Raw genomic sequence first — 26,457 nt, 5'->3', positions numbered from 1 at the left:
GGCTCGCCGGGCTTGGATCAGCCCGCGATCAGCTCGTTGGTTCGTTCGTACTCTTCCTTGGCCGACTCGAGCAGGTCTCGCCACGAGTCCACGTCAGGCCGCCGTCGAAGCAGCGCACGCCGTTCGCGCTCGGTCATACCGCCCCACACCCCGAACTCGATGCGATTGTCCAGCGCATCGGCGAGGCATTCAGTACGAACCGGGCAACCCCGGCAGATGAGCTTGGCCCTGTTCTGCGCGGCGCCCTGCACGAACAGGGCATCCGGATCCGCACCCTTACAGGCGGCACGGGAGGTCCAATCCGTGATCCACATTGTTCGACCCCACTCCCCTTAGGTGGTCAGTCGTCATTTGGGGCCGACGGGCGCGGGCGCCGAGCCTCCGTATTCAGTTGCCGCAGGGAGAACGTACGCAACTACACGTTCGGGCCGACAGACCCCAGAGGACCAATTTCTCGCGGCCATCTTGACCGGGAATGACTAGTCACCCCCATCAGTCAAGGCGAAATGGTGTCGCGCTACCGATTCGGTCAGTCTTTCCACGTACTCTTGGTAGCGTGCAAGCGCAGCGCAAAGATCGCTCCAACCCCGTCCTCGGCATCCTGCGTCTGATCATCGCCGGATCGGTCGCCGGGGTGCTGGCCGCGGCCGTGGCCCTGCCTGCGGTCGGAGGGGCGGGGATCTCCACGAAGAGCGCTGTGGAAAGCCTCAACCTCAAGCCTGAAGAGCTCGACGAACCCCCTCTTCCCGAGCGCACCATCCTGAAGGATGCCAACGGCAAGCAGTTCGCGCAGTTCTACTTTGAAAACCGGCAGTCTGTCCGCCTTGACCAGGTCGCCCCGATCATGCAGACGGCGCTGATCGCGATCGAGGACTTCCGTTTCTACCAGCACGGGCCGATCGATGTTGAGGGAACGGCCAGAGCGCTCATGAAGAATTTGTCGGGCGGCGGCGTGATGCAGGGCGGCTCGTCGATCACTCAGCAGTACGTCAAGCAGGTGCTGGTCAACGCGGCCGAGACGCCCGAGGCGCAGGCGGCGGCCATCGCCCCGACGCTCTCCCGCAAGCTGTCCGAGTTGCGCAACGCGATGGCGATCGAGAAGAAGTACTCGAAAGACCAGATTCTCGAGAAATATCTGAACATCGCCTACTTCGGCGCGGGCGCCCACGGCATCCAGGCCGCGGCCCGGCGCTTCTTCGACAAGCCCGCCTCCGAGCTCAGCCTCGTCGAGAGCGCCACCCTGGCCGGCGCCGTCCAGAACCCCGCCCGCACCGACCCCAGCGTCGGCCCCGAGTCGCGGGCACGGCTGCTGCAGCGGCGCAACATCGTCCTCGACCGGATGGCCGAGATCGGCAAGATCTCGCGGCAGGAGGCCGACGAGGCCAAGGCGAAGAAGCTGGGCTGGAAGAACATCAAGGCGCCCGGCGGCTGCGAGGCCAGCAAATATCCGTACTTCTGCCTCTACGTCCAGTACGAGATCCTCAACAACGAGGACTTCGGCAAGAACCAGGACGAGCGCAAGAAGCTGCTCCAGCGGGGCGGTCTGACGATCAAGACCACGATCGACCCGAAGATGCAGGCCGCCGCCGACAAGGCGATCAAGAAGTACGTCTCCAAGAAGGACAAGCCCGTGGCCTCGCAGGCCATGGTCGTTCCCGGCACCGGCGAGATCAAGGCCATGGCCGCCTCGCGGAAGTTCGGCGGGAGCAAGAAGAAGAACGAGATGAGCTACAACATCGTGGCCGACGCGGCACACGGTGGCGGTCGCGGGTTCCAGCAGGGCTCGACGGCCAAGGTCTACACGCTGGCCACGGCGCTGGAGGAGGGCCTGAAGTACGGCGACGGCTTCCCGGCGCCGGCGGGCTACCAGGCCGGCGGCTACAGCACGTTCAAGAACTGCAAGGGCGAGAACGTCGGCGACCCGTCCCACACCGTGCACAACTCCAGCGAGGGCGGCGGCGGCTTCAAGACGCTGCAGACCGGCACCTGGGGCTCGGTCAACACCTTCTTCCTCAAGCTCGAGGAGAAGGTCGGGCTCTGCAGCGTGGTCAAGATGGCCAAGAAGCTCGGGGTCAAGCGGGCCGACGGGCAGAAGCTGTCGGAGGTGGAGACGTTCACGCTGGGGGTCAACGAGGTCGACCCCGTGACGATCGCCAGCTCGTACGCCGTCTTCGCCTCGCGCGGGCAATACTGCAAGCCGCTGGCGATCACGGAGATCAAGGACAGGAACGGCAAGGCGAAGCAGTACAAGCCGAAGTGCTCCCAGGTCCTGGAGGAGGAGGTCGCCGACGCGGTCAGCGGCATCCTGTCCGGCGTGTTCACCAAGGGCACGATGACGGAGGTGGGCGGCATCGGGCGCGACGCGGCCGGCAAGACCGGCACGACCGACAACTACGCGTCGGCCTGGTTCGCCGGTTACACCCCCAACATGTCGTCGGCCGTCAGCCTGGGCGACCCGCGCGGCACCAGGGGCAACGAGCTGATCGGGGTCACGATCGGGGGCCGCTACTACTCGTACGTGTACGGGGCCTCCATCTCCGGGCGGATCTGGAAGGACGCGATGCTGACCGCCCTGAAGGGGGTCGAGGCCGCGGAGTTCACGCCGGTGGACCAGTCGCGGTTCGGCGGGTGCACGGAGAACTGCGCGCCGAAGAAGCCCGAGAAGAAGGACAAGGACGAGGAAGGGCCGCCCACCAACGGGGACGGCGACCCGTTCGACATCTTCGACCCGCCGAACGGGGACCGTGGGGACGGGCCTGGTAACGGTCGCGGCAACGGCGGCCCGGGCAACGGCCGCGGCCGCTAGCTCCAAGGCCCACTTCGGGTTCCCGCCGCCTGACAGCCTGAGGCCTCCGCTTCGGGGCCGCCGTCAGACGGGCCTGAGGCTCGCTCCAGGCCCCGCCGCCTACCCGTGCGGCGGGGACCCGCCTCCCGGCCCGCTGAGACCGCCTACAAGCCTTTCTGAGGGCCCAGCAGTCCGAGGGCCCTCCAGGACCCCACGCAAGCCACCAACCCGAGCCCTGAGCCCTCTGTGGCGCCACAGGCCCCGGCAGCGGGCGATGGAACACCCGGGAGGCTGCTCTACCCCGCCAGCCGTGCGCGGACGATGGCGGCCACGCGGCCACCCTCGGCCCGCCCGGCGATCTTCGGGTTGACCGCCTTCATGACCTGCCCCATGGCCTGCGGCCCGGCGGCGCCCGTCTCCGCGATGGCGGCGTCGACGATGGCGCCCAGCTCCTCGTCGCTGAGCTGCGCCGGCAGGTACTCCTCCAGCACCGCCTGCTCGTCCAGCTCGGCCTGCGCCTGCTCGGCCCGCCCCGCGTTGCCGAACGCCTCGGCGGCCTCCTTGCGCTTCTTGGCCTCCTTGGTCAGCACCTTGATGACCTCGTCGTCGGTCAGCTGCCTGGCCTCCTTGCCGGAGACCTCCTCGACGTTCACCGCGGCCAGTGCCATCCGAATCGTCCGGAGACGCAGCTCGTCCCGGCTCTTAAGCGAGGCCGTCAGATCGGCCTTCAGCTTGTCCTTCAATGCGCTCATGCGCTCCATCTTGCCGTCTGCGCGGACTGTCCGGACGCCGCGCACCCGATGTCGGGCATCATGAGTAGGTGAGGAAAGCCGTCGCAGTGCCATTGTCCATGCTCGGTCTCGGCCTGGCCGGGCTGGGTTACGCCTCTGTGGTGGAGCGCAACTGGTTCCGCCTGCGCCGCTTCGACGTGCCGGTGCTGGAGCGCGGTCAGCGTCCCGTACGCATTCTCCACCTGTCGGACCTGCACCTGACGCCGCGCCGTACGATGCTGATCAACTGGGTCCGCTCCCTGGGCTCGCTGAAGCCGGACCTGGTGGTCAACACCGGCGACTCGATCGCGCACCCGGACGCCGTCCCCTCGCTCCTGCACGCCCTGGAGCCCCTGCTGTCCCGCCCGGGCCTGTTCGTCTACGGCTCCAACGACCTGTACGCGCCCAAGCCCAAAAACCCGGCCCGCTACCTCTGGCGCACCTCCAAGAACGACCGCCGCCAGCACGTGCCCTCCCTGCCCTGGGAGGAGCTGGGGGCCGGCATGGCGGCCGAGGGCTGGCTCGACATGAACAACACCACGGCCCGCATCAAGGTGGGCGATCTCGACGTGGCGGTGGCGGGCATCCACGACTCCCACATCAACCGCGACCGCTACGACCTCGTCGCCGGTCCGGCCCCCGCCGACGCCGACCTCCGGCTGGGCGTCATGCACTCCCCCGAGCCCCGCAACATGACCCGCTTCGCCGCGGACGGCTACCAGTTCCTGCTGGCCGGCCACACCCACGGCGGCCAGCTCTGCATCCCGTTCTACGGTGCCCTGGTGACCAACTGCGGCATCGATCGGGCCCGCGTGAAGGGTCTGAGCCGCCACGACAACGCCTGGCTCCACGTCTCGGCCGGCCTCGGCACCTCCCCTTACGCCCCCGCCCGCTTCGCCTGCTTCCCGGAGGCGTCACTGCTCACCCTTGTTCCTCGCCGTTGAGGCGGTCACAAGTACCTTGGGAGTCCGCTAGACTTTTCCAAGCACGCGCAAGACCGGCGTGCACCGGGGTGTAGCGCAGCTTGGCAGCGCGCTTCGTTCGGGACGAAGAGGTCGTGGGTTCAAATCCCGCCACCCCGACCCAGGTAGAAGGCCGCTTCCGATTTTCGGAAGCGGCCTTTCTCGTTGCCCGGGTGCCTGGAGAGACATCCGGGCCTTTCTCTGGACGGCCTCGCCGCGACACGGATGCTGGTGAACCATGACCGAAAGTCCCATGCCCGCCGGCGAACTGCTGGAGATCGCCGACGCCCTCCTCCCCGGCCACTCCCTCGACTCCGCCCGGGTCACCGAGGGCAATCTCCATCACGTCGTACTCCTCCCGGGAACCGCGGCCGTACGGGTGAGCAAGCGGCCGTCGTCGGCGGAGGCGATGCCGCGCCGCATGGAGGCGTTGCGGGAGATCGCCGGCGCCGGGCTGCCCTTCGCGGTGCCGGAGCCGCTCACACCCGTGACCCGGTTCGGTGAGCGCGCGGCGGTCGCCGTTTCGTGGATCGGCGGGGAGGAGCAGCCCGAGGGGCAGGGCGATCCGGATCAGATCGGAAAGTTGCTCCGTGCCGTGCGGGAGGTGCCCGTCACGCCGCGGCTGAGGCAACTGCTCAACGCCCCCAGGGAGCAGGGCTGGGCCGAGGTTCTGGCCCAGCAGGTGGTGCCGCGCCTGCCGGACAGGTGGCGGGATGAGTGCCGCAGGCGCCTGGAGGCGGCATCGGCCCTGGAAGCCGTACCGGATGCGCTGGTCCACGGCGACCTGGGCGGCGCCAACGTGCACTGGGGCCGGGACGGCCGGTTGGTCGGCGTCCTCGACTGGGACCAGGCCCATCTGTTCGACCCCGCCGTCGACGCGGCCCTGATGGCCTGGCACGGCTGGGACACGATCAGGCTGGCCGTGGACCCCGAGACCTACCGGCGCGCCCGCGCCTATGACGCTCCGTTCGGGGTGGGGCATCTCGTCGGGATCCTTGACGGCCGTCCGCTGGTGAACGTCGACGGGTACGTGCGCAGCATCGTCTCCTGGCTCGAGACGCCATCCTAACGGTCTGTGATTTTGCGGTCACCATAGGGTCTCTTGGTACAGTGAGTACGTACAAGTCGTCCAAGGAGAACTAAGTGCCGGCCGGATCCGACCCCCGCGCGTTGTACGAACGCGTCGCGGACACCCTGCGCACGTCGATAGAGCGAGGCGAACTGGCGCCAGGAGACACGGTGCCGCCAGAGCAGGAATTGGCAGAGAGACATGGCGTGTCGCGTCAGACGGTGCGGCAGGCGTTGCAGCAGCTCACCAACGAGGGGCTGCTCAGCAGCGGGCGGGGCCGCGGCCGTACCGTGCGCTCGCAGGCGCGCCTGCGCTGGCATCTGTCCCACTTCGAGCACCGGGGAGGCCACAGCGCCGACGCGGACGCGTGGGCGACCGAGGTCCAGGACCAGGGCCGCGTCCCCCTGCAGGAGGTGAGCGTCGGCCTGGAGATCCCGCCGAAAGCGGTGGCCGAACGCCTCAACCTCGACGCCGAGAAGGACATCGTGGTGGTCCGGCGCAGGGTGCGGTACGTGGACGACGTTCCCTTCCAGGTGGCCGACAGCTACTTCCCGGAGGACCTGGCCAGAGGGACGGCGCTGATGCGGCCGAAGAACGTGAGCGCCCCCGGTGGCCTGCTCGCGTCCATCGGTCACCCTCAGCACCGGCTGGTGGACGAGATCCAGGTAAGGATGCCCACCAAGGACGAGTCCGCCCGGCTGGGGCTGCCCGCGGGCACGCCGGTGGCCGAGCACATGCGTACCGGCTATGACGCCGAAGGCAGGCCGGTGCGGGTGATGGTCACGGTCGCACCGGGAGACCGGCACACCCTCGTCTACGAACTCGATGCTTCATGACCGTGGCCGAGGCCGTGGACCTTTTCCACAGTGACCCCATGACGCAGCCGCTGACCTACCCGGGACACGCCCCTGCCACCTCCGGCGTGCTGGTGGACGACACGTACCTGCAGCTGCGCTTAGAGGAGGGCGCCCCGGCGGACGACTGGCAGGCCGGAGACGAGACGCTGGGCGAGCTCCTGGCGCGGCTCGACCGTTCCCCGATGTCGGAGCGCCACCCGGTCGTCGCCGTGGGCTCCAATGCCTCGCCCGGTCAGATGCGCCGCAAGTTCGCCGGCCATGGGATCCCGCCGGTCATCCCCATGACGCTCGCCGAGGTGGACGGCATCGCTCCGGGCTTCTCCGCGCACGTCAACCGGTGGGGATACGTGCCGGCAGTGCCGGTGGAGGCCCCGGGGGAGACCTCGCGGCTCTTCGTGCTCTGGCTCGAGGAACGCGAGCTGGCCGCGCTCGACCTCACCGAACCGAACTACTGGCGCCGCCGCCTGCCCGCCGAGCGCCATCCTGTGACGCTCGAATCCGGAGCCCGGCTGCCGCACTGCTTCGTCTACGTCGGCCGGCATGGGTGCCTGGTGGATGAGACGGGTGCGGCCAGACGGCTCGCGGATCAGCGGGCGCTCATCCAGTGCCTTCTGGACGAGTCCCCTGAGCTGCGTCGTCTGTGCGGGAGCACGGCCGAGGAGTTCGTCGCGTCCGTACGGGACGAGGCGCTCCGTGACACGATCTACCGGCTCTTCCCGGCAGAGCGACGCACGATGTCCCAGCCCGGCCTCGTAGATCTGCCGCCCCCGCAGTCCCTCATTCGCAGATCGCGAGCCATGTAAGCAGGGCTTGCCACCAGGGTCGTCAGGTTCCAAGGACCGACGTAACTCCAGCTGAGGTGCACAGGCCGGTCTTCAGCGCTGGTGTCGCGGATTCTTGGGTCGTCGCGCCTCATCGGTTTCGGTCTGATCAGCCATAAGCAGATTTATTGGCTGCTGGTGGGCAATGCACCCTACGGTGTCGCCGTGAAGACAACGCTGATCACAGGTGGCGCGGGTGGAATCGGGCTCGCACTCGCCAAGCGGCTGGTCGCCGACGGGCAGGCGGTTGCCGTCACCGGCCGCGACGAGGCCAGGCTCGCCCAGGTACCCGGCGTGTTACGCCTGCCGGGAAACGCCACCGACTATGACGCCGTACAGGATGCCGTGGCGGCGACCGTCAAGGAGTACGGCAGGCTCGACCACGTTGTCGCCAACGCCGGCTTCTCCACCCACGGCCCGCTCACCGAGACCGACCCGGACCGGCTGCGCGACATGGTCCTCACCAACGTGCTCGGCCCCGCCCTGCTCGTGAAGGCCGCGTTGCCCGCGCTGCGCGAGACCCGCGGCCGGATCGTGCTGGTCGGCAGCGTCGCCGGGTTCATCCACTCTCCGGGCAACATGTACTCGGTGACGAAGTGGGCGGTGACCGCGCTCGCCGAGAACACCCGCATGCTCGTGACCGGTGACGGCGTCGGCGTGACGCTGATCGCGCCCGGCCGGGTGGACACCTCGTTCTGGCCGGACGGCCGCCCTGCCGGGCCGATGCTCAGCGCGGAGAACATCGCCGACGCCATCGCCTGGGCGCTGGCCCAGCCCGAAGGCGTGGACGTGAACACGGTCGTCGTGCGCCCCACCGGCCAGCCCACCTGATGCCCGCCTTCTGCTCCGGCGGCAGCGTCGCCATGACGCTGCCGGTCCCGCAGTCGCCCGCGCCGGTGGTCGAGGGCTCTCGCGGGCGTCATAGGTCGGGAAGGTCGTCGCCGAACGACAGGTGCTCGGTGACGATGCCAAAGACGTACAGCAGAGAGCGCAGGGCGTCATCGGCAAAGACGCGTTGAGTGGAGATGACCTTTCGGATCCGCTCCGGTGAGACGGCGTCGCCGGTAGCAGCCTTGATCCAGGCAGCTATGTGCCGGTGAAGGTCAGCGTTCTGGGCACAGGCCACTTCGGGCAGCGGAGCATCGTACGCCTCGGCGCAGTGCTCATTGAGATACAGCTCCCAGCGAGTCTCGCCGTCGGCCGCCCCCATCACGTGCGCAAAGTCGCTGTCCAAGACAAAGGCCAACAGGGCGTGCCCGCTCGTCTGCGCCAGTACGGCTTCAGGATCCTCGACCGCCGAAATCTCCGTCTCGGCGACCGACCATCCCGGGGCGGCCACTTCCTCCCAGGCATCCGGGCCCCAGGAATCACCGGCGGGAAGGATGTTCACCGCGTCGTTCGAGGCCTGACATGCGAGGTAAGCGGCCCAGGTGCCCACGGAACCCTCCGACGTCGGGTGTGCATAGGTGGGCGACCTTACCGAGCCGTTTTGACCGGACAAGTGATGTACGTCCTTCTGACCCGCCGCACCTGGTCGAGGAGAACTAGGGAGCGTCGACTCGCCAGGCGAGCACGCGGCCGTAGTGGGACTGGCCGTACACGTGCAGGCTCCCGCGGATGGTCGTCGCGGCGACCGAGCGGACCGGGCGGGCGAACGCGCCCAGGACGGCGAGGCGGCGCTGGGAGGCGGCGTCCCAGAGGGTGACCGTGCCGTCCTCGGTCCCGGTCACCAGCAGGAGCCGGTCCCCGTGCTCGGCCAGGCTCAGGCAGGTGACGGTCGAGGTGTGCGATATCCACTCGCGGCGTTCCCAGGCGGTGGTGTCCCACAGGTGTACGTACCTGCCGCTGGCGACGGCGAGCACGTCTCGGTCGGCGATCCGGCCCATGGCCAGCCCCTCCCCGGTGTCGTCCACGTCGAGCACCTGGAGGTGGCGGCCGGTCAGCGGGTCCCAGAGGTCCACCTCGTTGTCGCGCCGGGTGGCCAGCACCGGCTGGTCCCCGGCCCTGCCGAAGGCGCTCTCGCTCAGCGTGAACCCCCACCTGGGCAGCCTGGACACGCACTCCTGCGTGACCGGGTCCCACACCTCGGCCCCGGCTGCGAGCAGTACGCGGCCGTCGACCTCGCCGAAGGCGAGAGCGGTGGGTGAGGCGTGGCCGCTGGTGCCGAAGGTGACCCGGCCGCCCGTGGGGTCGTCCTTCCGCGCGACCCCGCGGATCTTGCTCAGCGGCTGCCACAGCATGGTGCCGTACGCGGCGCAGCCGCCGCTCGCGAGGTACGGCCGACCGGCAACGTTTCCGGCCGCGAGCCCTCGGCAGCAGTGGTCGTACGGCGAGAGGTCGCAGTCGTGGCCGCGGCCGCTCTGGCGGCAGCCCACCGAACCGATCTTCTCTCCGCTCACCGCGTCCACGACGAGCACGGTGTCACTGTGCGTGCCGATGGCCAGGGCGGGCGCGCCCTGCGCCGTGGTGAACAGCGCCAGCCCCGACCCGCCGTAGCCGATCCGCCGGTGCCGGTGCGGCGTCTGCGCGTCCCAGAGCTGCACCGTCCCGTCGAGTCCGGCCGTGGCCAGGCAGAGGCCGCCCTCCAGGCTCCCGAACGCGGCGGCCGTGATCAGGCGGGTGTCCGCGTCCAGGTGGACGTCCGTCCCGTCGCCCACGTACGTGATCACGGCCTTCGCGGGCCGTTCCCACGCCCGGCCGGTGTCGGTGTGGTTCGCCACGAGCATCACGTTCTGCCCGGCGTGGGTGGTCATGGCCATCGGACCCTGGTCGCGGTCGAACCCCCGGCCGCGGGCCCGGTCGCCGAGGTTGTCCAGTTTCAGGTAGACCACCTCGCGGCTCTGCACCGTGTAGTCCGGCGGGTGTTCGATCCGGACCACCACGCCGATCTCGGGCCGCCCGTTCCACACGCCCACGAGCAGGGGCGGAGCGAACCCGTCGTTCTCCAGGTCCGGCCAGACCTCGTTCAGTCCGGCGGTGCCCAACCGCTCGCCGGTGGCCGGGTCCCACACGTACAGCGCGTCGTAGCCCACAGAGGCCAGCACCGTGCGGTCGCCCAGCTTCGCCACCGCGAGGTCGAGCACCGTTTCGTCCCATTCCGCGCGCAGCTCGCGTACGAGATCGCCGGTGATCGGGTCCAGCAGGTCGACGCGCCCGTCATGGTCGGCGGCCAGGATCTCGTCATCGTCGTACCCGATCGCCACGGCGAGCAGCACCCGCCCGCCCTCGGCCGCGACGAAGGCCAGGGCCGACGGGTGGCCCGCGGTCGTCTCGCGGGCGAACCCGCGCGCTCCGGTGAGCGGGTCCCAGGTACGGATGGTGCCGTCGTGATCGCCGCCGGCCAGCACCGGACGGCCGTTCACCACGCCGAACGCCAAGGCGCGCACGCTCGCCGTAAGGCCCTCCAGGTCCGGCCCCGACTGGTCGAACGCGTCGCGCAGCCGCACCACGTGGTCGTCGCCGCCACTGGCCACGAACGTACGGCCCCCGAACTCGCCCACCGCCACCGCCCGGACCGGGCCGTCATGCCGGACCGGGCACACGTGGAAGGCCGTGGGCCGCTCGCCGCTCTCCCACGCCAGGGCCCAGGTCCCCGGCCCTGCCGCGTCCAATGCCGCCAGGGCCTCCGGCTCCTCGGCCGCGGCGGTCGCGCGCAGGAACTCGAGCCGTTCGGGGCCGGGGAGAGCGAGGAGGCGCGGGAGCGCCCGGCGGCAAGCGCGGAGGACGGCCGGTGGCCACGGGCCGCGGAGGAGCTCCGGACCGGCGTCGTTCAATGAGGAAAGATCGAGCGGCATCGTCGCTGCTCCTCTCCTTGCGTTCGATCAGAACCTAGTGATCGTGATCACGGAGGTACGGCGCGCTTCGCCAAATCGTGATCCGCCCGGCTCGGGGCCGGCCGGGCACTTCACTACTGTGTCGATCTCCGTGGATTTCTCTGGAGGGTAGATGGGGCCTCAGTCGGCGAGGTGGGCGGCGGTCGTCGCGGCGGTCGTCGTGGCGGTCGTCGTGGCCGCGTCCGGGTGTGGAACGCGACCGGCCGACACCGGTGTCCGGATCGCCGCGTCCGAGTCGGCGTCACCGGAGGTGTCCGAGTCGGCGTCGCTGCTCGTGAAGGTCTTCGAAGAGGGGCAGCAGGACGATGTGCCCAATCCCGGGTCGGGCACGGGGGACCCGCGGCTGGCCGCGGCCCTGCTCCCTGGCTTCCGGGACGTACGGCAGCGGTCGTACCAGCCGGGTGCCGTCGTCGCGCTGCCTGTCGCCGACCTGCGGTCCACCTTCATTCCGGAGCGTCAGATCAGCAGCCCTCTCGAGGGGCCGGAGGAGTGCACCAAGTGGACGGCCGGGATGTGGTTGGAGGTACTGAACCGGTACAACGCCCCCGGCGCGCAGATGGCCGTCGCCATGATGGAGCCGGCCATCCCCGCCGGCTCGCGGCGGCCCGAGGGGGCGGCCTTCAGTGAGGCGATCATCACCGGGCCCGTGGCCATGCTGGACCGGCTCGGTGATCCGGAGTTGCCCGCGCAATGCGGTCGCCTCCCCGTTGCGGGCGACGGGTTCGGTGAGATCCAGCCGCTGACCGTTCCGCGCCTGGGCGAGCGGTCCTGGGCCTATCGCATCACCGGCACCGGGAAGGTCCCCGTCTGGCACTGGGTGGAGGTGGTCCAGACCTCGCATTACGTGCTGGAGATCCGGATTCCGAATCAGGATCCGCGCCCTCGTACCGACCCCGCCGAGTTGCTTCCGCTGATCGCTCAGGAGGCCTATGCGAAGGCGGCCAAGCTATTCTAAGATTCCTTAGAATATGAGAAGGAGTGATCATGTCTTACCCCGAGCCCCGATACCTGGCAGAGGCCGGCGAGCACAGTGGCGTCCTGCGCACGGCGGACACCCCGCCCGACCTGTCGATGGCCAGTGGCACGCAGGTGCACTACCTCGGCACGGGCGGCTCGACGAACGGCGCGTTCGGCCTGTACCGATGGGAGATGGGCCCGCGCCCGTCCGGTCCCGGCGCGCACTTCCACCGCACGATGACCGAGTCGTTCTACGTGTTGTCCGGCACCATCAGGCTCTTCAACGGGGAGAAGTGGGCCGAGGGGAAGCCCGGCGACTTCCTGTACGTGCCCGAGGGCGGCGTGCACGCCTTCCGCAACGAGTCGGGCGAGCCGGCCTCCATGTTGATCCTCTTCACCCCGGGTGCGCCCCGCGAGGCGTACTTCGAGGAGCTCGCCGACATCTCCAACACCGGCCGCGAGCTCGGCCCCGAGGAGTGGACCGAGCTGTACCTGCGCCACGACCAGTACATGGTCTGATGTCCGAGTCCCCGGAGGAGCCGATCTACCAGCAGCTGGCCCGCATCGGCAAGGCCCTGGCCAGTCCGGTGCGGCTGCGCCTGCTGGACGTGCTCGGCCAGCGCGAGCACACGGTCGAGGAGCTGGCCCAGGCGGCGGGGGTGGCGCTCAAGAACACCTCCGCCCAGCTCCAGCAGCTGCGGGCCGTCCATCTGGTGACCAGCAGGAAAGACGGCCAGCGGGTCTACTACCGGCTGGCGGACGAGCGGGTGTCGCGGTTCCTGGCGGAGTTGCGGGGGTTCGCGGAGGAGCGGCTGGCCGAGCTGCGGGACGCCGTACGGACTCGGCTCGGGCCCCTTGAGGGGGTGACCGCCGACGAGCTGGCCTCCCGCCTGGCCGACCCCGGCACGCTGGTCGTGGACGTGCGCACGGCCGCCGACCACGCGGCCGGGCACGTGCCGGGGGCGATCTCCCTGCCCATGGCCGAGCTGCGCGAACGCCTGGACGAGCTGCCCAGGGAGAGGGAGATCGTGGCGTACTGCGGCGGGCCGTACTGCGCGGTGTCCTCGGAGGCCGTACGCGTCCTGAGCGAGCACGGCTACGCGGCCCGCGCCCTCGACGGCGGTTACCCCAGCTGGCAATGGCGGTGAGGCGTGGTGAGCGTGCGGTGAGCACGCGGTGAGGCGGTGCCGCCAGGGTTGAGCCATCGCCGGATCCGCACCGAGGACCGGCCGCTGGCAAGGAGCAGAAGATGGGCGTTCTGGCGGGCAAGACGGCGCTGGTCACGGGCGGGTCGCGGGGCATCGGACGGGCGGTGGCGCTGCGGCTGGCCGCGGAGGGTGCTCTGATCGCCGTCCACTACGGCGGGAACGACGTGGCGGCCAAGGAGACCGTGGCGCGGATCGAGGAGGCGGGCGGCCAGGCGTTCGCCGTCCGCGCCCGGTTCGGCGAGGCGGGCGCGGTGGACGAGCTGTTCGAGGGGCTGACCACCGGGCTCGCGGGACGGGGGCTGGACGTCCTGGTCAACAACGCGGGCATCGGCCCGGCCAAGCCGATCTCGCAGACCACCCCGGAGGAGCTGGACAGGGTCCTGGCGATCAACGTCAGCGCGCCGTTCTTCGTGATCCAGCGCGCGCTGCCGCTGCTGAACGACGGCGGCCGCATCATCAACATGGGCTCGACGGCCAGCCGCTTCGCGGTCACCATGCAGATCGGCTACACCATCAGCAAGGCGGCGCTCGCGTCGATGGCCCCGACCCTGGCCAACGAGCTCGGCAGGCGCGGGATCACGGTGAACACGGTCGCGCCCGGCGCGGTGCGGACCGACATGACCGCGGGCTACACCTCGATCCCCGAGGTGGTGGCCGGGCTGGAGTCGATCACGGCGCTCGGGCGGCTCGGCGAGCCGGAGGACGTCGCCGACGTCGTCGCCTTCCTGGCGGGGCCGCAGGGCCGGTGGGTGACCGGCCAGACCATCGACGCGTCCGGCGGCACGTACCTCGGCCCTCTTGCCTGACCTGGCGTTTCGACCACAGGAGTTCTCATGAGCCAGAACATCACACCCCCGCTGGGCCGCCGCTACGAGGTCGGAGGCAGGCAGCTGTTCCTCGACCGCGCCGGCACCGGCGGTCCCGCCGTCGTCATCCTGCCCGGCGCGGCCGCCATGGGCCTTGACTACCTCAACCTCCACCAGCAGGTCAGCAAGTTCACCACCAGCGTGATCTACGACCGCGGCGGCACCGGCTGGAGCGACCCCACCCGGCTGCCGCGTACCGCCGCCGAGGCCGCCGACGAGCTGTACGACCTGCTGCGGGTCGCCGGCGTTCCGGGACCGTACGTGCTGGTGGGGCACTCCCTGGGCGGGCTGCACGCGCGCCGCTTCGCCCAGCTCCACCCCGGCGAGGTGGCCGGGCTGGTCGCCCTGGACATCCTTTACGAGGAGTGGGACGCCTACGTGCCCGAGCCGTTCCGGCTCACGCAGGCGCAGGCGCTCGACGAGACCGTCACCGAGATCCCGGCCGAGCTGGTCGAAGGCGCGCGGGCCCTGCTCAACGGCATGTTCGCGACCTGGCCTGCGGACATCCGCGAGGCCCTCGTCGCCCGGCACCTGGACCCCGCCGCGTTCGCCGACGGCATGCGGGAGCGCGCGAACCTCGCCGAGCTGGCCGAGGAGGTCAGGAACGGCGGCCAGGTGCCCGACGTGCCGCTGATCGCGTTCACCGCCCAGGGCATCGACCCCGGCCAGGAGCTGTACCTGCCGGCCGAGATGCTGCGCCGGCAGAACGAGGCCAAGCGCGCCATGTACACCGACCTGGCCGCCTCGGTCTCCCGCGGCGAGAACCGCGTGCTGGAGAACGCCTCGCACAGCTGGATCCACATCGAAGGGGCCGACGCCGTACTCAAGGGCATTCAGGACCTGATCGAGAAGGTCTGAACCGTCACTGCGCCTCGTGCGGCAGCTCCTCGGGACGCCCGTGTAATCGCCCGAGGATCACGGGGGCGCGACGGAGGTCCGACCGCATCAGGCGGTGCCGGCGGCGGGCACCGCACACGTACCCCCAGGCGCAGCCCACGAGCGCCACGGCGGTGAACGCGGCCAGCCGGAGCAGGTCGTCGGTTCCGAAGGCCAATTGGCCCCGGGGATGCGCCAGAAAGCCCGTCGCGAAACACCACGACATCGCGCCCGTCGCCAGTGCGGCGAAATAACGCCGCACCCAGGCGCCGAACACGCCGACCGCCACCGCCATCACGATGATGCGTGCCGTGGCCTCGGAGAAAGCCAGCGCGGCGACGACGCAAGCGCCGACCGCCCACACGAACCCGGCCGGAAGCAGCATCTCCACAGGACGCCCGCGCATCGACCATCCTTTCTGTGGGAGCAATTTCATAAAACCCGCCCGGGCCCGCGGGGGCGATATCTTCTACGGCATTACTTCGCACACGCCACGGCCGTTGACGCGTTATTCACGCGGTGCGGCGGCCGGTCAGGCGTTATTCACGCGGTACGGGGGCCGGTCAGGCCACGCGCTTCGCGGGCCTGGACATCGCGCCCACCGGGTCGATGACGACGCCGATGACGTCGAGCCGGGCGATCATCGAGCGCAGCGCCGGGACCGTGAGCAGCACCGACGGCCGGTCCGCCCCGAGGACGTCGGCCGGCTTGAGCGCCTGAGTGAACGCGACCGCCGTGCGGAACAACCGCAGGGCCGAGCCACCCCCCAAGCCACCCGCTGAGCCGCCCGCCCCCCGGTCAGCCCACGTGGACGCGCGGCCGCAGCTCCGGGTCCGGCTCGGCCTGGCGCAGCACCTCCCTGGTCACCGGCGGCACGTCACCGCCGCCGAAGATCAGGTACCGCAGCATCGCCACGGCCGGATTGCCCTCGGTCCAGTGGAAGTAGATGTGCGGCACGGAGCCGGTCCGGTCGCGCAGATGCAGCAGCAGCGCGGCCAGCGCGTTCGGCACCGCGGAGGTCTCGACCGAAAGGATCTTGTGGCCGTACCGCTCCTCGCCCTTGACGTGCAGCTCCGACTCGAACTCCGAGGCGTCCGGCACCGTCGCCTCCACGAACAGGACGGGCTCCGCGGGACGCAGCCGGTGGGTGACCCACGCCTCGCGCAACTTGTCGTTGTACTCGGCCTGGTCCCGCTGGTGCGGCTCGTTGGCGATCAGGTGGATCTCGCCGCACGCCGCCTCGTTGACGAACTGCTCGGCCAGCGGGTCCAGGTGCACCGCCGTGACCCGCAGCTCGGTGGAGCGGGTGGCGCGGGAGATCAGCGAGAAGCCGACGATGCTCGCGATGAAGAACGAGGCGATCTTGACGCCGTCCGGCCGCTCGAAGACGTTGTCGATCAGGGTGTAGGCCAGGACGAACGAGATGAGCGCGAACCCGGCCATGGCCTTGTGCTGCCCCTGCTTCCCGGCCGACAGCGTCACCGCGACCGCGGCCGAGAGCATGAGCACGAGCACCCCGGTGGCGTACGCGCCACCCTGGGCGTCCACGTCGGCGTCGAAGATGATCGTGATGGCGAACGCGATGACCGAGAACACCAGCACCAGCGGCCGGATCGCGCCCGTCCACTCCGGCGCCATGCCGTACCGGGGCAGGTAGCGCGGCACCAGGTTGATCAGCCCGGCCATCGCCGAGGCCCCGGCGAACCACAGGATCGCGATCGTGGAGATGTCGTACACGGTGCCGAACCAGTTGCCCAGATATTCGTGCGCCAGGTAGGCCAGCGCCCGGCCATTCGCCTTGCCGCCGGCCTCGAACTCCTGGTGCGGGATGAGCACGGTGGTGACGAAGCTGGAGAAGATCAGGAAGACGCTCATGATCAGCGCGGCGGTGGTGAGCATCCGCCTGGTGCCCTTGATCCGCTCCTGGATCTCGCCCTTGACCACCGGCATCACCGCGACCCCGGTCTCGAACCCGGACAGGCCCAGCGCCAGCTTCGGCATGACCACGAGAGACAGGCCGATCATGGCCAGCGGGCTGGAGAAGTCCAGGCTCAGCGCGCGTTTCCAGTCGACGACCACCTGAGGGGCCTCCAGCACGTGCACGACGGCCGTCGCGACCACGACCGCGTTCAGCGCCAGGTAGACGAAGACGAGCACCACGGCGATGCCGATCGCCTCGGAGAAGCCCATCAGGAACACGCCGCCGAGCAGGGCCAGCAGCACGAGCGTCACGATGACCCGCGCGCCGGCCAGGAAGGCCGGCACGAACGGGTTCTCCAGGATGTGGGCGGTCGCGTCCGCCGCCGACAGCGTCATCGTGATCACGAAGTCGGTGGCCGCGAAGCCGAGCAGGACCAGCACGAACAGCTTGCCCCACCACTGCGGCGCCAGCTTCTCCAGCATCGCGATCGAGCCCTGCCCGTACGGGCTCTCGACCGCGACCCGGCGGTAGACCGGCAGCGCGCCCAGCAACGTGAGCGCCACCAGGAACAACGTGGCCAGCGGCGAGAGCAGCCCGGCCGCCAGCGCCGCGATGCCCGGCTGGTAGCCCAGCGTGGAGAAGTAGTCCACGCCGGTCAGGCACATCACCCGCCACCACGGGTGCTTCACATGGGGACCGTGCTGGATCTGCTTCCGGTCGGTCTGCAAACCCTCCAGCAGCCAGGACCGCAGCGTCCCTTCCGTGGGGGCCGGCTTTTTCGCCAGCACCATAACGGTCACCCCTCCGAAATGGCCGCATAAATATGCATCGCACACTATCCAGGCCAAAGAGATGATTAGCCTGGTCAGAGCGTCAAGAAAACGTATAAATCGGAGACTGACCAGTACAGTCTCGGCACTATCGGCCCGGCCGTAACAAGATGCCCGGTTCGTGACGAGGTCATGCCCGGCCGGTGATCACGTCTCTGGTTGGGCAGGCCGCTGACCAGCAGAGTTGCACTCAGTCGATGTGAAGGAGTCGTCATGGGTGCCCTGCTCCAGCGCCGGGACTTTCGCAAGGCCACGTCCGCGTGGCATGGACCGCTCAGCTACTGCGCGGCGGCGCTGGCGGTGCTGGCCGTCGGCTGCGCGATCGGGCTCGCGGTGGACGGGCGGACGCTGATGGGCCAGGGGGTGTGGCTCAAACCGATCAAGTTCGCGATCTCCCTCGGCCTCTACGCGCTCACGCTGGCCTGGATGATCGGCCAGGCCCGGCGGTGGCGGCGGACGCTGTGGTGGCTGGGCACGGTGACCGTGGGCGGCTTCCTCCTCCCGGAGATCACGGCCATCACCTTCCAGGCGGCACGGGGCGTGCGCAGCCACTTCAACTTCGCCACCGGGCTGGACGAGACGGTGTTCATGATCATGGGTGGCGCCGCGTACCTGGGCTGGCTGCTGACCTTCGCGATGGGGATCCTCCTGATGGCGCAGCGCCGCCTGGACCGGGCGATGGCGTGGGCGATCCCGCTCGGGCTGGCCATCTCGCTCGCCGGCATGTCCGTCGGCTACCTGATGACCGCTCCCACCCCCGGCCAGGCTGAGGGGCTGGCCAGGGGGCTGAGCCTGACCACGATCGGCGCGCACAGCGTCGGCGCGCCCGACGGCGGCGCCGGCATGCCGATCACCGGGTGGGAGACCGGCGCGGGCGACCTGCGGGTGGCGCACTTCGTCGGCCTGCACGCCCTGCAGGTGCTCCCGCTGGTCGCGATCGGCCTGCGCCTGCTCGCCCGGCGCTTCCCGGTCCTCGCGGGCGCCGGCACCCGTACCGCGCTGGTGGTCGTCTCCGCGCTCGGGTACGCGGGGCTCACGGGGCTGGTGCTGTGGCAGGCGCAGCGCGGGCAGGCCCTCGTCCACCCCGACGCGTCGACGCTCGGCGCCGCCGCCGCTCTCGCCGGGCTGGTCTCGGTCTGCGCGGCCGCGGTCCTGGCCGTCTCCGCCCGCAGGCCCAGGGCGTCGGCCGGGCGGCGCGTCCCCGCCGCCGCGGTCGGGACCTCCGCCTGATCCCCGGCACCCGGCGTCTCCTAGGCTGCTCGGGTGCACAAGCGGGCGATGCTGATCGTTGTCGTGGTGTTCGCGGGCTTCGCGAGCATCTACGTGGCCGCCGGTTCGCCCCTGGCGCTGGCCGTGTTCGGGGTGCAGGTCGCCTTCGCCCGGTGGCGTTCGTGGTGGCTGGTCCCCCTCCAGGCCGTCCTGGCGTACGGGTCGGTCCTGCTGTCCGGCTCCTCCGTCGGCGTGCTCGGCTTCGTCGGCGGGACGTTGCTGCTGACCCGGCTGTGGCCGCTCGCCCTGGCGGTGGCGGCGAGCGCCGCGCTGCTCGGCCCCGCCGACCCGGTGATCAGCATGGTGCTGATCTCCCTGATCGTCTACGGCCTGACGAAGATGATCGACCGGATCGACGAGGTGAACGCGGCCAGGCTCGCGCTGGCGGTGACGGCGGCGGCCGAGGAGCGGCTGCGCATCGCCGCCGAGCTGAGCGCGGGCCTGGGCAGGGCGCTGGCCGCGATCGCCGACGGCGCCCGGACGGGCGAGCCCGACGTGGAGACCGCCCGCCGCTCGCTGGCCGAGGCCAGGGCCGCGGCGGCGAGCTACCGGGCCATGTCCCTGGCCCCCGAGACCACCACCGCCAAGGCCATGCTGACCGCCGCGGGCGTCACCGTGGACGTGCGCGTCGGGCACGCCGAGCCGCTGGGTCCCGCGGGAGCGCTCCTGGCGGCGGTGCTCCGGGAGGCCGTGACGGAGATCGTACGGCGGCGCACGGCCACCACCTGCCGCATCGAGACCTTCACGGAGGCGGGCACGGTACGGCTGCGCGTCTCCCACGACGGCGCGCGCACGGCCGGCGACGAGAGCCTGGGCGACCTGCCCGCTCAGGTCGAGGAGGCAGGCGGCACGCTCAGCGTCGGGCTCACCGACGACGCCCTGGTGACGGTGGAGGCGAGGCTGCCCGCAACGGTCACCGAGCCCGTGCCCGACCCGGGTGGCAGCGTGCTGCCGATGGCGCTGCTGGCGGCCGTGCTGGTGGGGTTCTCGGCCAAGGCGCTGCTGGTGGCCGGCTCGCCGTGGCCGGCGATCCCGCTGGCCGCCATCGTCTTCATGCAGCTGCGATCGGTCGAGGGGCGGCACCCGGTGGCGCTGTCGATCATGGCGGTGCTGACGTTCGCGCCGATCCCGCTGTTCGGGCAGGCGTGGCTGGGAGTGGCGGGGTTCCTGGCGGGGCCGATCCTGCTGGCCTTCCCATGGGCGGTGGCGCTGCCGCTGGTGGCGGCCATCGTCGCGGTGGTCGCGGCGGCCGGCGCGCTGCTCGGCCTGCCGGTCCCGCTGATCGTCAACTACCCGATCAGCACGGTCGTGACCGGCCTGGTCGTGTACGGGCTGTTCAAGCTCGCCCAGCTGGCCAGGGAGCTGCACGAGTCGCGGGACGGCCCGGCTCGCGCGGCCGTCGTCGAGGAACGCCTGCGTGCCGCCCGTGACCTGCACGACCTCCTCGGGCACACCCTGGCGGCGATCCTGCTCAAGTGCGAGCTCGCCCGCCGCCTCGACGCCGAGCGAGCACGCAAGGAGCTGGACGACGTCCTGTCGATGACCGAGCAGGCGATACGGGACCTGCGGACGGTGTCGGGCGGGCACCGGGAGCTGTCCCTGGCCACCGAGGCGGAGTCGGCCCGTTCGCTGCTGGCGACGGCGGGCATCGACGTCCTGCTCGACCTGGGCCACGACACCCTCGCCGGGGAGGCCGACACCACGCTCGGGATCGTGCTCAGGGAGGCCGTCACCAACGTCCTGCGGCACAGCTCGGCCCGCCGCTGCACGATCACGACGTCCGTACGGGACGGCGCCGTACGGCTGAGCGTGCGCAACGACGGGGCACGGGCCGCGGAGGGACGCCGCGGCTCGGCCGGGATCGGCAACCTCACCACCCGGCTGACGGCCCTCGACGGGCGGCTGGCCGTGTCCCAGGAGGACGGCTGCTTCGAGCTGACCGCCACGGTCCCGATCTAGATCCAGCCGGCCTCGGTGGCGATGCGTACGGCGTCGGTGCGGTTGCGGGCGTTGAGCTTGGCGACGATCGCGGTGATGTAGTTGCGGACGGTCCCCGCGGTCAGGAAGAGCTGTCCCGCGATCTCGGTCGCCTCGGCGCCCGCCGCGACCAGCCGCAGGACGTCGGCCTCGCGCGAGGTGAGCGGGTTGTCGGCCAGGTTCCACGCGGTGCTGGCGAGCGAGGGGTCGAGGACCCGCTCGCCCCGCGCCACCTTCCTGATCGCGCCCGTCAGCTCCTCCGGCGAGGCGGTCTTCAGGATGAAGCCGTCCACCTGGGAGGCGAGCGCGCGGCGGAGGTGGCCCGGCTTGCCGTGGCCGGTGAGCATGAGCGTGCGGCAGCCCGGCAGCTTCGCGCGCAGCTCGCCGGCGGCGTCGAGGCCGTCGATCGCGCCGGGCATGTCGACGTCCAGGACGGCCACGTCCGGCCGGTGGACCAGGGCGGCGGAGACCACCGCGTCCCCGGACTCGACCGCCTGGACCACCTCGATGTCGGGCTCGATGCTGATCAGGGCCACGAGCGCCTCCCTGATGACGTGCTGGTCCTCGGCCAGGAGAATGCGGATCACCTGACCATTATGTCCGGATCATGATGAGGTCATGGCGGGGTGGTGACCGGCTCTCTGGTGGCTGAAAGCGCAGATCAGCAGGCTTGAGGCATGACAGAGGCAGTGCGGTTGGACGCGGTGAGCAAGGTGTACGGCAGGGGCCGGAGCGCGGTGGCGGCCCTGCGCGAGGTGTCGATCGCGATCCCCCGGGGCACCTTCACCGCCGTCATGGGCCCCTCGGGCTCGGGCAAGAGCACGTTCCTGCACTGTGCGGCCGGGCTCGACGTCCCCAGCTCGGGATCGGTACGGCTGGGCGGCACCGACCTGGCGGGCATGGACGAGAACGCGCTGACCGAGCTCCGGCGCCAGCGCATCGGCTTCGTGTTCCAGGCCTTCAACCTGGTCTCCGCGCTGACCGTGACGGAGAACATCACGTTGCCGCTCATGCTGGCCGGCGCCCGGGTCGACCAGGGCTGGCTGCGGGAGGTCGTGCACAGGGTGGGCCTCGACGGCCGTGCCGGGCACCGCCCGGCCGAGCTCTCCGGCGGCCAGCAGCAGCGCGTGGCGATCGCCAGGGCGCTGGTGACCAGGCCGGAGGTGGTGTTCGGCGACGAGCCGACCGGCGCGCTGGACACGATGACCGCCCGCGACGTGCTGACCCTCCTGCGGGAGGTGGTCTCCGGGCTGGGCCAGACCGTGGTGATGGTCACCCACGACCCGGTGGCGGCCTCGTACGCCGACAACATGCTGTTCCTGGCCGACGGCCGGATCGTGGACGCGATGGCGGCTCCCACCGCCGAGAAGGTGGCCGGGCGCATGACCGGGCTGGGGGCGTGGAACTGATGATCTCCTTCGCGTTGAGGATGCTCCGCCACCGCAAGGCCGGGTTCGCCGGCGCGTTCGTGGCCCTGCTGTGCGCGGCGGCGCTGGTGACGGCGTGCGGGATGCTGCTGGACACGGGCCTGCGCGGCGGGGTGGCGCCCGAGCGGTACGCCGGCGCCCCCGTGATCGTGGCGGGCGACCAGTATGTCCGCCAGGCCAAGGAGAGCGGCAAGGAGAAGGCCAAGCTCCTGTCCGAGCGCAGGTGGGTCCCGGCCTCCCTGGCGCAGGACCTCGCCCGCGTGCCCGGCGTGACGAAGGTGGTCACCGAGGTGACCTTCCCCTACGCCGGGTTCACCGCCCACGGCTGGGAGTCGGCCGCGCTCACCCCGTTCACGCTCGCCGAGGGGCGCGCCCCCAAGGCAGCGGACGAGGTGGTCGTGGACGCCCGCCACGCCGGCCGGGCGATCCCCGGCCACCGCGTGGTGGGGGTGACCGCGCAGGCGCTGCCCGGCCAGGACACGATCTTCTTCGCCACCGGCGAGGCCCGCCGCCTGGCCGGACGCGAGGGCCTGGTGACGGCGATCGGCGTCTGGCCCGGGGTCGAGGTGACCGTCAAGGGCGCCGTGGCCTACACCGGCGACGAGCGCGGCGCGGTCGAGTTCCCCGAGGCGGAGAACTCCCGGGTCAGGCTCATCAGCCTGGGCGGCGCGCTCGGCGGCACCTCGCTGCTGGTGGCGGTCCTCGTCGTGGTGGGCACGTTCGCGCTGTCCATGCAGCAGCGCCGGCGTGAGATCGCCCTGCTGCGGGCCGTCGGCGCCCTGCCCGGGCAGGTCAGGAGGCTCGTCGGCGGCGAGGCCCTGCTCATCGGCGCGGTCGCCGGGGCGCTCGGCTCCGGGGCCGGGATCCTGCTCGGGTTCTGGCTGCGGTCCAGGTTCGTCGACCTGGGCGCGATGCCGGCGAACCTGCGGCTGGTGGTCAGCCCGTTCCCCCCGATCGTCGCGGTCCTGACCACGCTGGTGGCCGCGTGGGTGGCGGCGCGCGTCTCCGCCCGCCGTACGGCGCGGATCAGGCCGGTGGAGGCGCTGGGAGAGACGGCGATGCCCGCCGCCGGGATCCCGCCGGTGCGGCTGGTCGCGGGCCTGCTCGCCCTGGCCGGCGGCGTGGTCCTGACGATCGTGCTGTCCGGCCTGAACACGGAGGCGGCCTCCAGCCCGGTCACCATGCTGACCGCGCTGGTGTGGACGATCGCGGTCGCCCTGCTCGGGCCGCTGGTCGCGCGGGCGGTGACGGCGCTGCCGCTGCGCGCGCCCGGCGTGGCCGGCTACCTCGCGCGCAAGAGCCTGCGCGCCGGCACCGGGCGGCTGGCCTCGGTGATCGTGCCGCTGACCCTGATGACGGCGATGACGTGCACGATCCTGTTCGTGCAGACCACCATGGGACACGCCGCGCAGAGCGAGCTGAGCGCGGGCGTCAGGGCCGACCACGTGCTCGGGCCCGGCGCCTCCGCCGCCGCCGCGCGCCAGGTGCCCGGCGTGCGTGCCGTCACGGAGGTGCTGCGCACGTCGGTCAGGATCGACCTCGAGAAGTACGCCGTCCAGGCCGTCACGCCCGGCGGCCTGGACCGGACGATGGATCTGGGCGTGGTGGCGGGCTCGCTGGACGGGCTCGGCGACACGTCGGCGGCGATCAGCCGCACCGCCGCCGGCCGCCTGGACGCCGGCCTGGGAGACCGGCTCAGGCTGGTGCTCGGCGACGGCACCCCCGCCGAGGTGCGGGTCGTCGCGATCTACGCCCGCGGTCTCGGCTTCGGCGACCTGACCCTTTCCCGGGAGCTCGTCGCGGGCCACGTGGACGACCCGCGGGGCACCGTCCTGGTCTCCGGCGGGGACCGCGAGGCGCTCCGGCGGGCGTCCGGCGTGCCGGTGCTCGACGGGGCCGGGACGGCGCAGGTGGAGAGCCCCAACGCGGCGGTCACGTACGTCGCCATGGGCCTGATCATCGCCTTCTGCGCGATCGCCGTGGTCAACACGCTGGCCATGTCCACCCTGGCCAGGTCCAGGGAGCTCGCCCTGCTGCGGGTGGTGGGCACGACGCGGCGGCAGGCGGCGCGGATGCTGCGCGCCGAGACCCTGACGGCGACGGTCGTGGCGGTGGCCCTCGGGTCGGCGATCTCGCTGGTGACGCTGGCCGCCTTCAGCTCGGGGATGACGGGGTCGGCGCTGCCGTACGTGCCGCCGGTCGCGTACCTCGCGGTGGTCGCCGCCGTGGCGGCCCTGGCACTGGTGGCCACGGCCGTCCCGGGCAGGTTCGCGCTGAGCTCCCGTCCGGCGGACACGCTCGCGGCGCGCGAGTGACGGGCCTCAGCCGGGCGGATTTCAGGCGGGCAGCCAGCGCAGCCAGCCGCCGTGCAACGCGGAGAACGCGACGGGACGCCCGTCGAGCGCGAGCGCGTAGGTGACGACGTCCGCCGGCGGCCGCTCGTGGACGCGGGCGTCGAGGCCCGGGAGGACGCCCGGGTCCTCCTGGGCGATCCAGTGGCCGCCGAGCCGCCGGACCTGCTCCACGAACGTGGCGCGCCCGTCGTCCGGCACGTAATAGAGGACCGCGGTGTGGTAGACGACGAGCGTGGCGTGCGCGGGCGCCTGGGCGGCCACCTCGCCAAGACGCGCGTTGAGGTCTCCCCGGACGATGCGGGGCGGATCCTGGCGCGCCACGTCGATGGCGGTGTCCAGGCGCCGCAGGCGGTCGTGCTGTCCGGGCCAGACCAGCGTCCGCAGCCATCGGACGTCGTCGGGATCGGTGACGTCGAGAGGGTTGAGGTCGATGCCGGCCCGCCAGGCGACGGTCACCGCGCCGCCCGGTTCGGCGAAGGGCGACTCGCCCTCGGTGCGGCAGCGCAGCCGCAACGGACTGGCCAGGTCCCCGGCCAGGCGTCCGTCGTAGTCGTAGCCGTAGCGGTCGGGCAGCAGGCACAGCCCGGCCGACGCGCCGACCTCCAGCAGCGCCAGCGGCTGCGGGAGCGAGGCGAGCAGCGGGTAGAGAGCGGCGCACCGGGCCGCCTCGTTGGTCTGGGTACGGCGGGCGAGCATCGTGGCCACGACCGCGTCGCGGTGGTCGAGCACGGACCGGCGGAACTCCTGGTAGCCGGCGGGCGTCCCCGCCACGTACCGGGCGGCGGCGAACAGCAGGTTGGGCTGCCGCTTGGCGGGCGGGAGGCCGGACAGCAGCGCGATCAGGTCGGGGTCGTCTGCCACCCCGGAGGCGAGCTGCTCGTAGAGCGGCGACGAGCCACGGGCCTCCCTCGACGCGAAGCGCCGGTACTGTTCCGCGGTCGTCGGCTCCATGATCGGCACTCTAACGAGGCGGCCCGCCCCTGGGAACGGAGCGGGCCGGCCGGGTGTCACTTGCGGTAGATGTGGATGTTCTTGATGTGGTTGTCGCTGCGCGCCGACATGTCCGTCCGGCCGTAGAGGCCGCACTTGAAGTAGTGGGTGGCCGCGCCGCGGTCGTTGAAGCTGGTGCGGTACTGGCGGTTGACGAAGATGTGGATCTTGCCGAGGTCGGTCTCGTGGACGACGTTGAGGCGGAGGTAGCTGTCGTACACCGGGGCGTAGATCTGCGTCGTGGAGTCGTAGTAGTTGATGCTGTCGGTGTTCATGGCCAGCGTCATGAACGCCGTCGCCGACGTCGCGCCGCCGAAGACCTGCATGACGCACACCCGGTGGGCGCCCGCCCCGATCTTCATGTCGCATTCGAACTGCGCGTGTCCCGAGGTGTAGTCGTTGTGGAAGCGCAGCTCGCTGCGCGGGCCCGAGTCCTGGCCGGGGAAGGTGCTGGGGTCGGTGTCGTACAGCCAGAAGTGGTGCTCGCCGGTGGCGGCGTCGTACGTGTGGCGGGTCCTGTCGGGCGGCTGGTGGACGGAGTAGGTGGGGAAGATCTCCGTCCAGCCGGAGCCGATGGGGCCCGCCGCCCGGGCGGCGGGGGGGGGGGGCCCCCGCGGCCCCGCCGCGGGCGTGCCCGCGTCTGCCCTCCCCTCTCGTCCCAGCACCGCTCGGGCGCCGGGTGCGT

General features: G+C 71.1%; 25 protein-coding genes and 1 tRNA gene. 16 read left to right on the top strand and 10 right to left on the bottom strand.

Annotated elements, in window-relative coordinates:
- Window positions 1–17: 17 nt before the first annotated feature.
- Window positions 18–314: a WhiB family transcriptional regulator gene (locus tag ACWDX9_RS31260; protein ID WP_090771382.1), complete on the bottom strand. Its 297-nt coding sequence runs from the start codon at window positions 312–314 to the stop codon at window positions 18–20.
- 242 nt (window positions 315–556) lie between these two features.
- Between ACWDX9_RS31260 and ACWDX9_RS31255 the strand changes: the two genes are divergently transcribed.
- A complete protein-coding gene (locus ACWDX9_RS31255) occupies window positions 557–2,806 on the top strand; it encodes a transglycosylase domain-containing protein (protein ID WP_449960092.1) in 2,250 nt (749 codons plus the stop codon).
- A 275-nt stretch (window positions 2,807–3,081) separates the two neighbouring features.
- Here the strand turns inward: ACWDX9_RS31255 and ACWDX9_RS31250 are convergent, their stop codons facing one another.
- A complete protein-coding gene (locus ACWDX9_RS31250) occupies window positions 3,082–3,537 on the bottom strand; it encodes a GatB/YqeY domain-containing protein (protein ID WP_350732699.1) in 456 nt (151 codons plus the stop codon).
- A 98-nt stretch (window positions 3,538–3,635) separates the two neighbouring features.
- On the opposite strand from ACWDX9_RS31250, the gene ACWDX9_RS31245 reads away from it, so the two are divergent.
- The 6 genes from ACWDX9_RS31245 to ACWDX9_RS31220 all read left to right on the top strand — a co-directional run bounded on the left by ACWDX9_RS31245 (window position 3,636) and on the right by ACWDX9_RS31220 (window position 8,095).
- On the top strand, window positions 3,636–4,499 hold the full coding sequence (locus ACWDX9_RS31245; protein ID WP_357751412.1) for a metallophosphoesterase: 864 nt from the start codon (window positions 3,636–3,638) through the stop codon (window positions 4,497–4,499).
- A 64-nt stretch (window positions 4,500–4,563) separates the two neighbouring features.
- Window positions 4,564–4,637 (top strand) — tRNA-Pro (locus tag ACWDX9_RS31240).
- Between the two features lie 118 nt (window positions 4,638–4,755).
- Window positions 4,756–5,586 carry a phosphotransferase gene (locus ACWDX9_RS31235; RefSeq protein WP_449960090.1) on the top strand — a complete coding sequence of 277 codons (831 nt, stop codon included), beginning with the start codon at window positions 4,756–4,758 and terminating at the stop codon, window positions 5,584–5,586.
- Between the two features lie 74 nt (window positions 5,587–5,660).
- Window positions 5,661–6,422, top strand: a complete 762-nt coding sequence (locus tag ACWDX9_RS31230) for a GntR family transcriptional regulator (protein ID WP_449960088.1) — start codon at window positions 5,661–5,663, stop codon at window positions 6,420–6,422.
- A 38-nt stretch (window positions 6,423–6,460) separates the two neighbouring features.
- Window positions 6,461–7,246 (top strand): hypothetical protein, encoded by a 786-nt coding sequence (locus ACWDX9_RS31225; RefSeq protein ID WP_449960086.1) that lies wholly within the window; start codon window positions 6,461–6,463, stop codon window positions 7,244–7,246.
- A 183-nt stretch (window positions 7,247–7,429) separates the two neighbouring features.
- Window positions 7,430–8,095 (top strand): SDR family oxidoreductase, encoded by a 666-nt coding sequence (locus ACWDX9_RS31220; RefSeq protein WP_449960084.1) that lies wholly within the window; start codon window positions 7,430–7,432, stop codon window positions 8,093–8,095.
- Between the two features lie 88 nt (window positions 8,096–8,183).
- Here ACWDX9_RS31220 and ACWDX9_RS31215 read toward each other — a convergent pair whose 3' ends face one another.
- Together ACWDX9_RS31215 and ACWDX9_RS31210 are read right to left on the bottom strand one after the other, a co-directional pair.
- Window positions 8,184–8,702 (bottom strand): hypothetical protein, encoded by a 519-nt coding sequence (locus ACWDX9_RS31215; RefSeq protein ID WP_449960082.1) that lies wholly within the window; start codon window positions 8,700–8,702, stop codon window positions 8,184–8,186.
- A 106-nt stretch (window positions 8,703–8,808) separates the two neighbouring features.
- Window positions 8,809–11,058: a WD40 repeat domain-containing protein gene (locus ACWDX9_RS31210; RefSeq protein WP_449960080.1), complete on the bottom strand. Its 2,250-nt coding sequence runs from the start codon at window positions 11,056–11,058 to the stop codon at window positions 8,809–8,811.
- Between the two features lie 151 nt (window positions 11,059–11,209).
- Here ACWDX9_RS31210 and ACWDX9_RS31205 point away from each other — a divergent pair, with 151 nt between their 5' ends.
- The 5 genes from ACWDX9_RS31205 to ACWDX9_RS31185 all read left to right on the top strand — a co-directional run bounded on the left by ACWDX9_RS31205 (window position 11,210) and on the right by ACWDX9_RS31185 (window position 14,986).
- Window positions 11,210–12,052, top strand: coding sequence for a hypothetical protein (locus tag ACWDX9_RS31205; protein ID WP_449960078.1), 843 nt, complete (start codon window positions 11,210–11,212; stop codon window positions 12,050–12,052).
- A gap of 29 nt (window positions 12,053–12,081) precedes the next feature.
- A complete protein-coding gene (locus ACWDX9_RS31200) occupies window positions 12,082–12,573 on the top strand; it encodes a cupin domain-containing protein (protein WP_364253836.1) in 492 nt (163 codons plus the stop codon).
- Entirely contained in the window at window positions 12,573–13,202 is a 630-nt protein-coding gene (locus ACWDX9_RS31195; RefSeq protein ID WP_449960076.1) for an ArsR/SmtB family transcription factor, read from the top strand. The genes ACWDX9_RS31200 and ACWDX9_RS31195 overlap by 1 nt, the downstream gene beginning before the upstream one ends.
- A 101-nt stretch (window positions 13,203–13,303) precedes the next feature.
- Window positions 13,304–14,068 carry an SDR family NAD(P)-dependent oxidoreductase gene (locus ACWDX9_RS31190; protein WP_449960074.1) on the top strand — a complete coding sequence of 255 codons (765 nt, stop codon included), beginning with the start codon at window positions 13,304–13,306 and terminating at the stop codon, window positions 14,066–14,068.
- Between the two features lie 27 nt (window positions 14,069–14,095).
- On the top strand, window positions 14,096–14,986 hold the full coding sequence (locus ACWDX9_RS31185) for an alpha/beta fold hydrolase (protein WP_449960072.1): 891 nt from the start codon (window positions 14,096–14,098) through the stop codon (window positions 14,984–14,986).
- Window positions 14,987–14,990: 4 nt separating this feature from the next.
- On the opposite strand, the gene ACWDX9_RS31180 is transcribed toward ACWDX9_RS31185, so the two are convergent.
- The 3 genes from ACWDX9_RS31180 to ACWDX9_RS31170 form a co-directional block, all read right to left on the bottom strand.
- Window positions 14,991–15,410, bottom strand: coding sequence for a hypothetical protein (locus tag ACWDX9_RS31180; protein WP_449960070.1), 420 nt, complete (start codon window positions 15,408–15,410; stop codon window positions 14,991–14,993).
- A gap of 157 nt (window positions 15,411–15,567) precedes the next feature.
- The gene (locus ACWDX9_RS31175) at window positions 15,568–15,750 is read right to left on the bottom strand and encodes a hypothetical protein (RefSeq protein ID WP_449960068.1); all 183 of its coding nucleotides are present in this window, start codon (window positions 15,748–15,750) and stop codon (window positions 15,568–15,570) included.
- Between the two features lie 52 nt (window positions 15,751–15,802).
- Window positions 15,803–17,716: an amino acid transporter gene (locus tag ACWDX9_RS31170; RefSeq protein WP_449960066.1), complete on the bottom strand. Its 1,914-nt coding sequence runs from the start codon at window positions 17,714–17,716 to the stop codon at window positions 15,803–15,805.
- 252 nt (window positions 17,717–17,968) lie between these two features.
- On the opposite strand from ACWDX9_RS31170, the gene ACWDX9_RS31165 reads away from it, so the two are divergent.
- Window positions 17,969–18,985, top strand: a complete 1,017-nt coding sequence (locus ACWDX9_RS31165) for a hypothetical protein (protein WP_449960064.1) — start codon at window positions 17,969–17,971, stop codon at window positions 18,983–18,985.
- 48 nt (window positions 18,986–19,033) lie between these two features.
- Entirely contained in the window at window positions 19,034–20,983 is a 1,950-nt protein-coding gene (locus ACWDX9_RS31160; RefSeq protein ID WP_449960062.1) for a histidine kinase, read from the top strand.
- Here ACWDX9_RS31160 and ACWDX9_RS31155 read toward each other — a convergent pair.
- Window positions 20,980–21,588, bottom strand: a complete 609-nt coding sequence (locus ACWDX9_RS31155; RefSeq protein WP_449960060.1) for a response regulator transcription factor — start codon at window positions 21,586–21,588, stop codon at window positions 20,980–20,982. The genes ACWDX9_RS31160 and ACWDX9_RS31155 overlap by 4 nt on opposite strands.
- A gap of 90 nt (window positions 21,589–21,678) precedes the next feature.
- On the opposite strand from ACWDX9_RS31155, the gene ACWDX9_RS31150 reads away from it, so the two are divergent.
- Together ACWDX9_RS31150 and ACWDX9_RS31145 are read left to right on the top strand one after the other, a co-directional pair.
- On the top strand, window positions 21,679–22,410 hold the full coding sequence (locus ACWDX9_RS31150) for an ABC transporter ATP-binding protein (protein WP_449960058.1): 732 nt from the start codon (window positions 21,679–21,681) through the stop codon (window positions 22,408–22,410).
- Window positions 22,410–24,743, top strand: a complete 2,334-nt coding sequence (locus ACWDX9_RS31145; RefSeq protein ID WP_449960102.1) for an FtsX-like permease family protein — start codon at window positions 22,410–22,412, stop codon at window positions 24,741–24,743. Before ACWDX9_RS31150 ends, ACWDX9_RS31145 begins: the two co-directional genes overlap by 1 nt.
- A 21-nt stretch (window positions 24,744–24,764) precedes the next feature.
- Here ACWDX9_RS31145 and ACWDX9_RS31140 read toward each other — a convergent pair whose 3' ends face one another.
- Both ACWDX9_RS31140 and ACWDX9_RS31135 read right to left on the bottom strand, forming a co-directional pair.
- Entirely contained in the window at window positions 24,765–25,733 is a 969-nt protein-coding gene (locus ACWDX9_RS31140) for a DUF2332 domain-containing protein (protein ID WP_449960056.1), read from the bottom strand.
- 56 nt (window positions 25,734–25,789) lie between these two features.
- A partial coding sequence (locus tag ACWDX9_RS31135) for a polysaccharide lyase family 7 protein (RefSeq protein ID WP_449960054.1) occupies window positions 25,790–26,457 on the bottom strand: 668 nt, incomplete at its 5' end.

It is taken from the genome of Nonomuraea sp. NPDC003201 (genome assembly GCF_053590415.1).
Note: the sequence above shows the minus strand (reverse complement) of the source record. Positions and strands in the feature narration are given on the sequence as shown.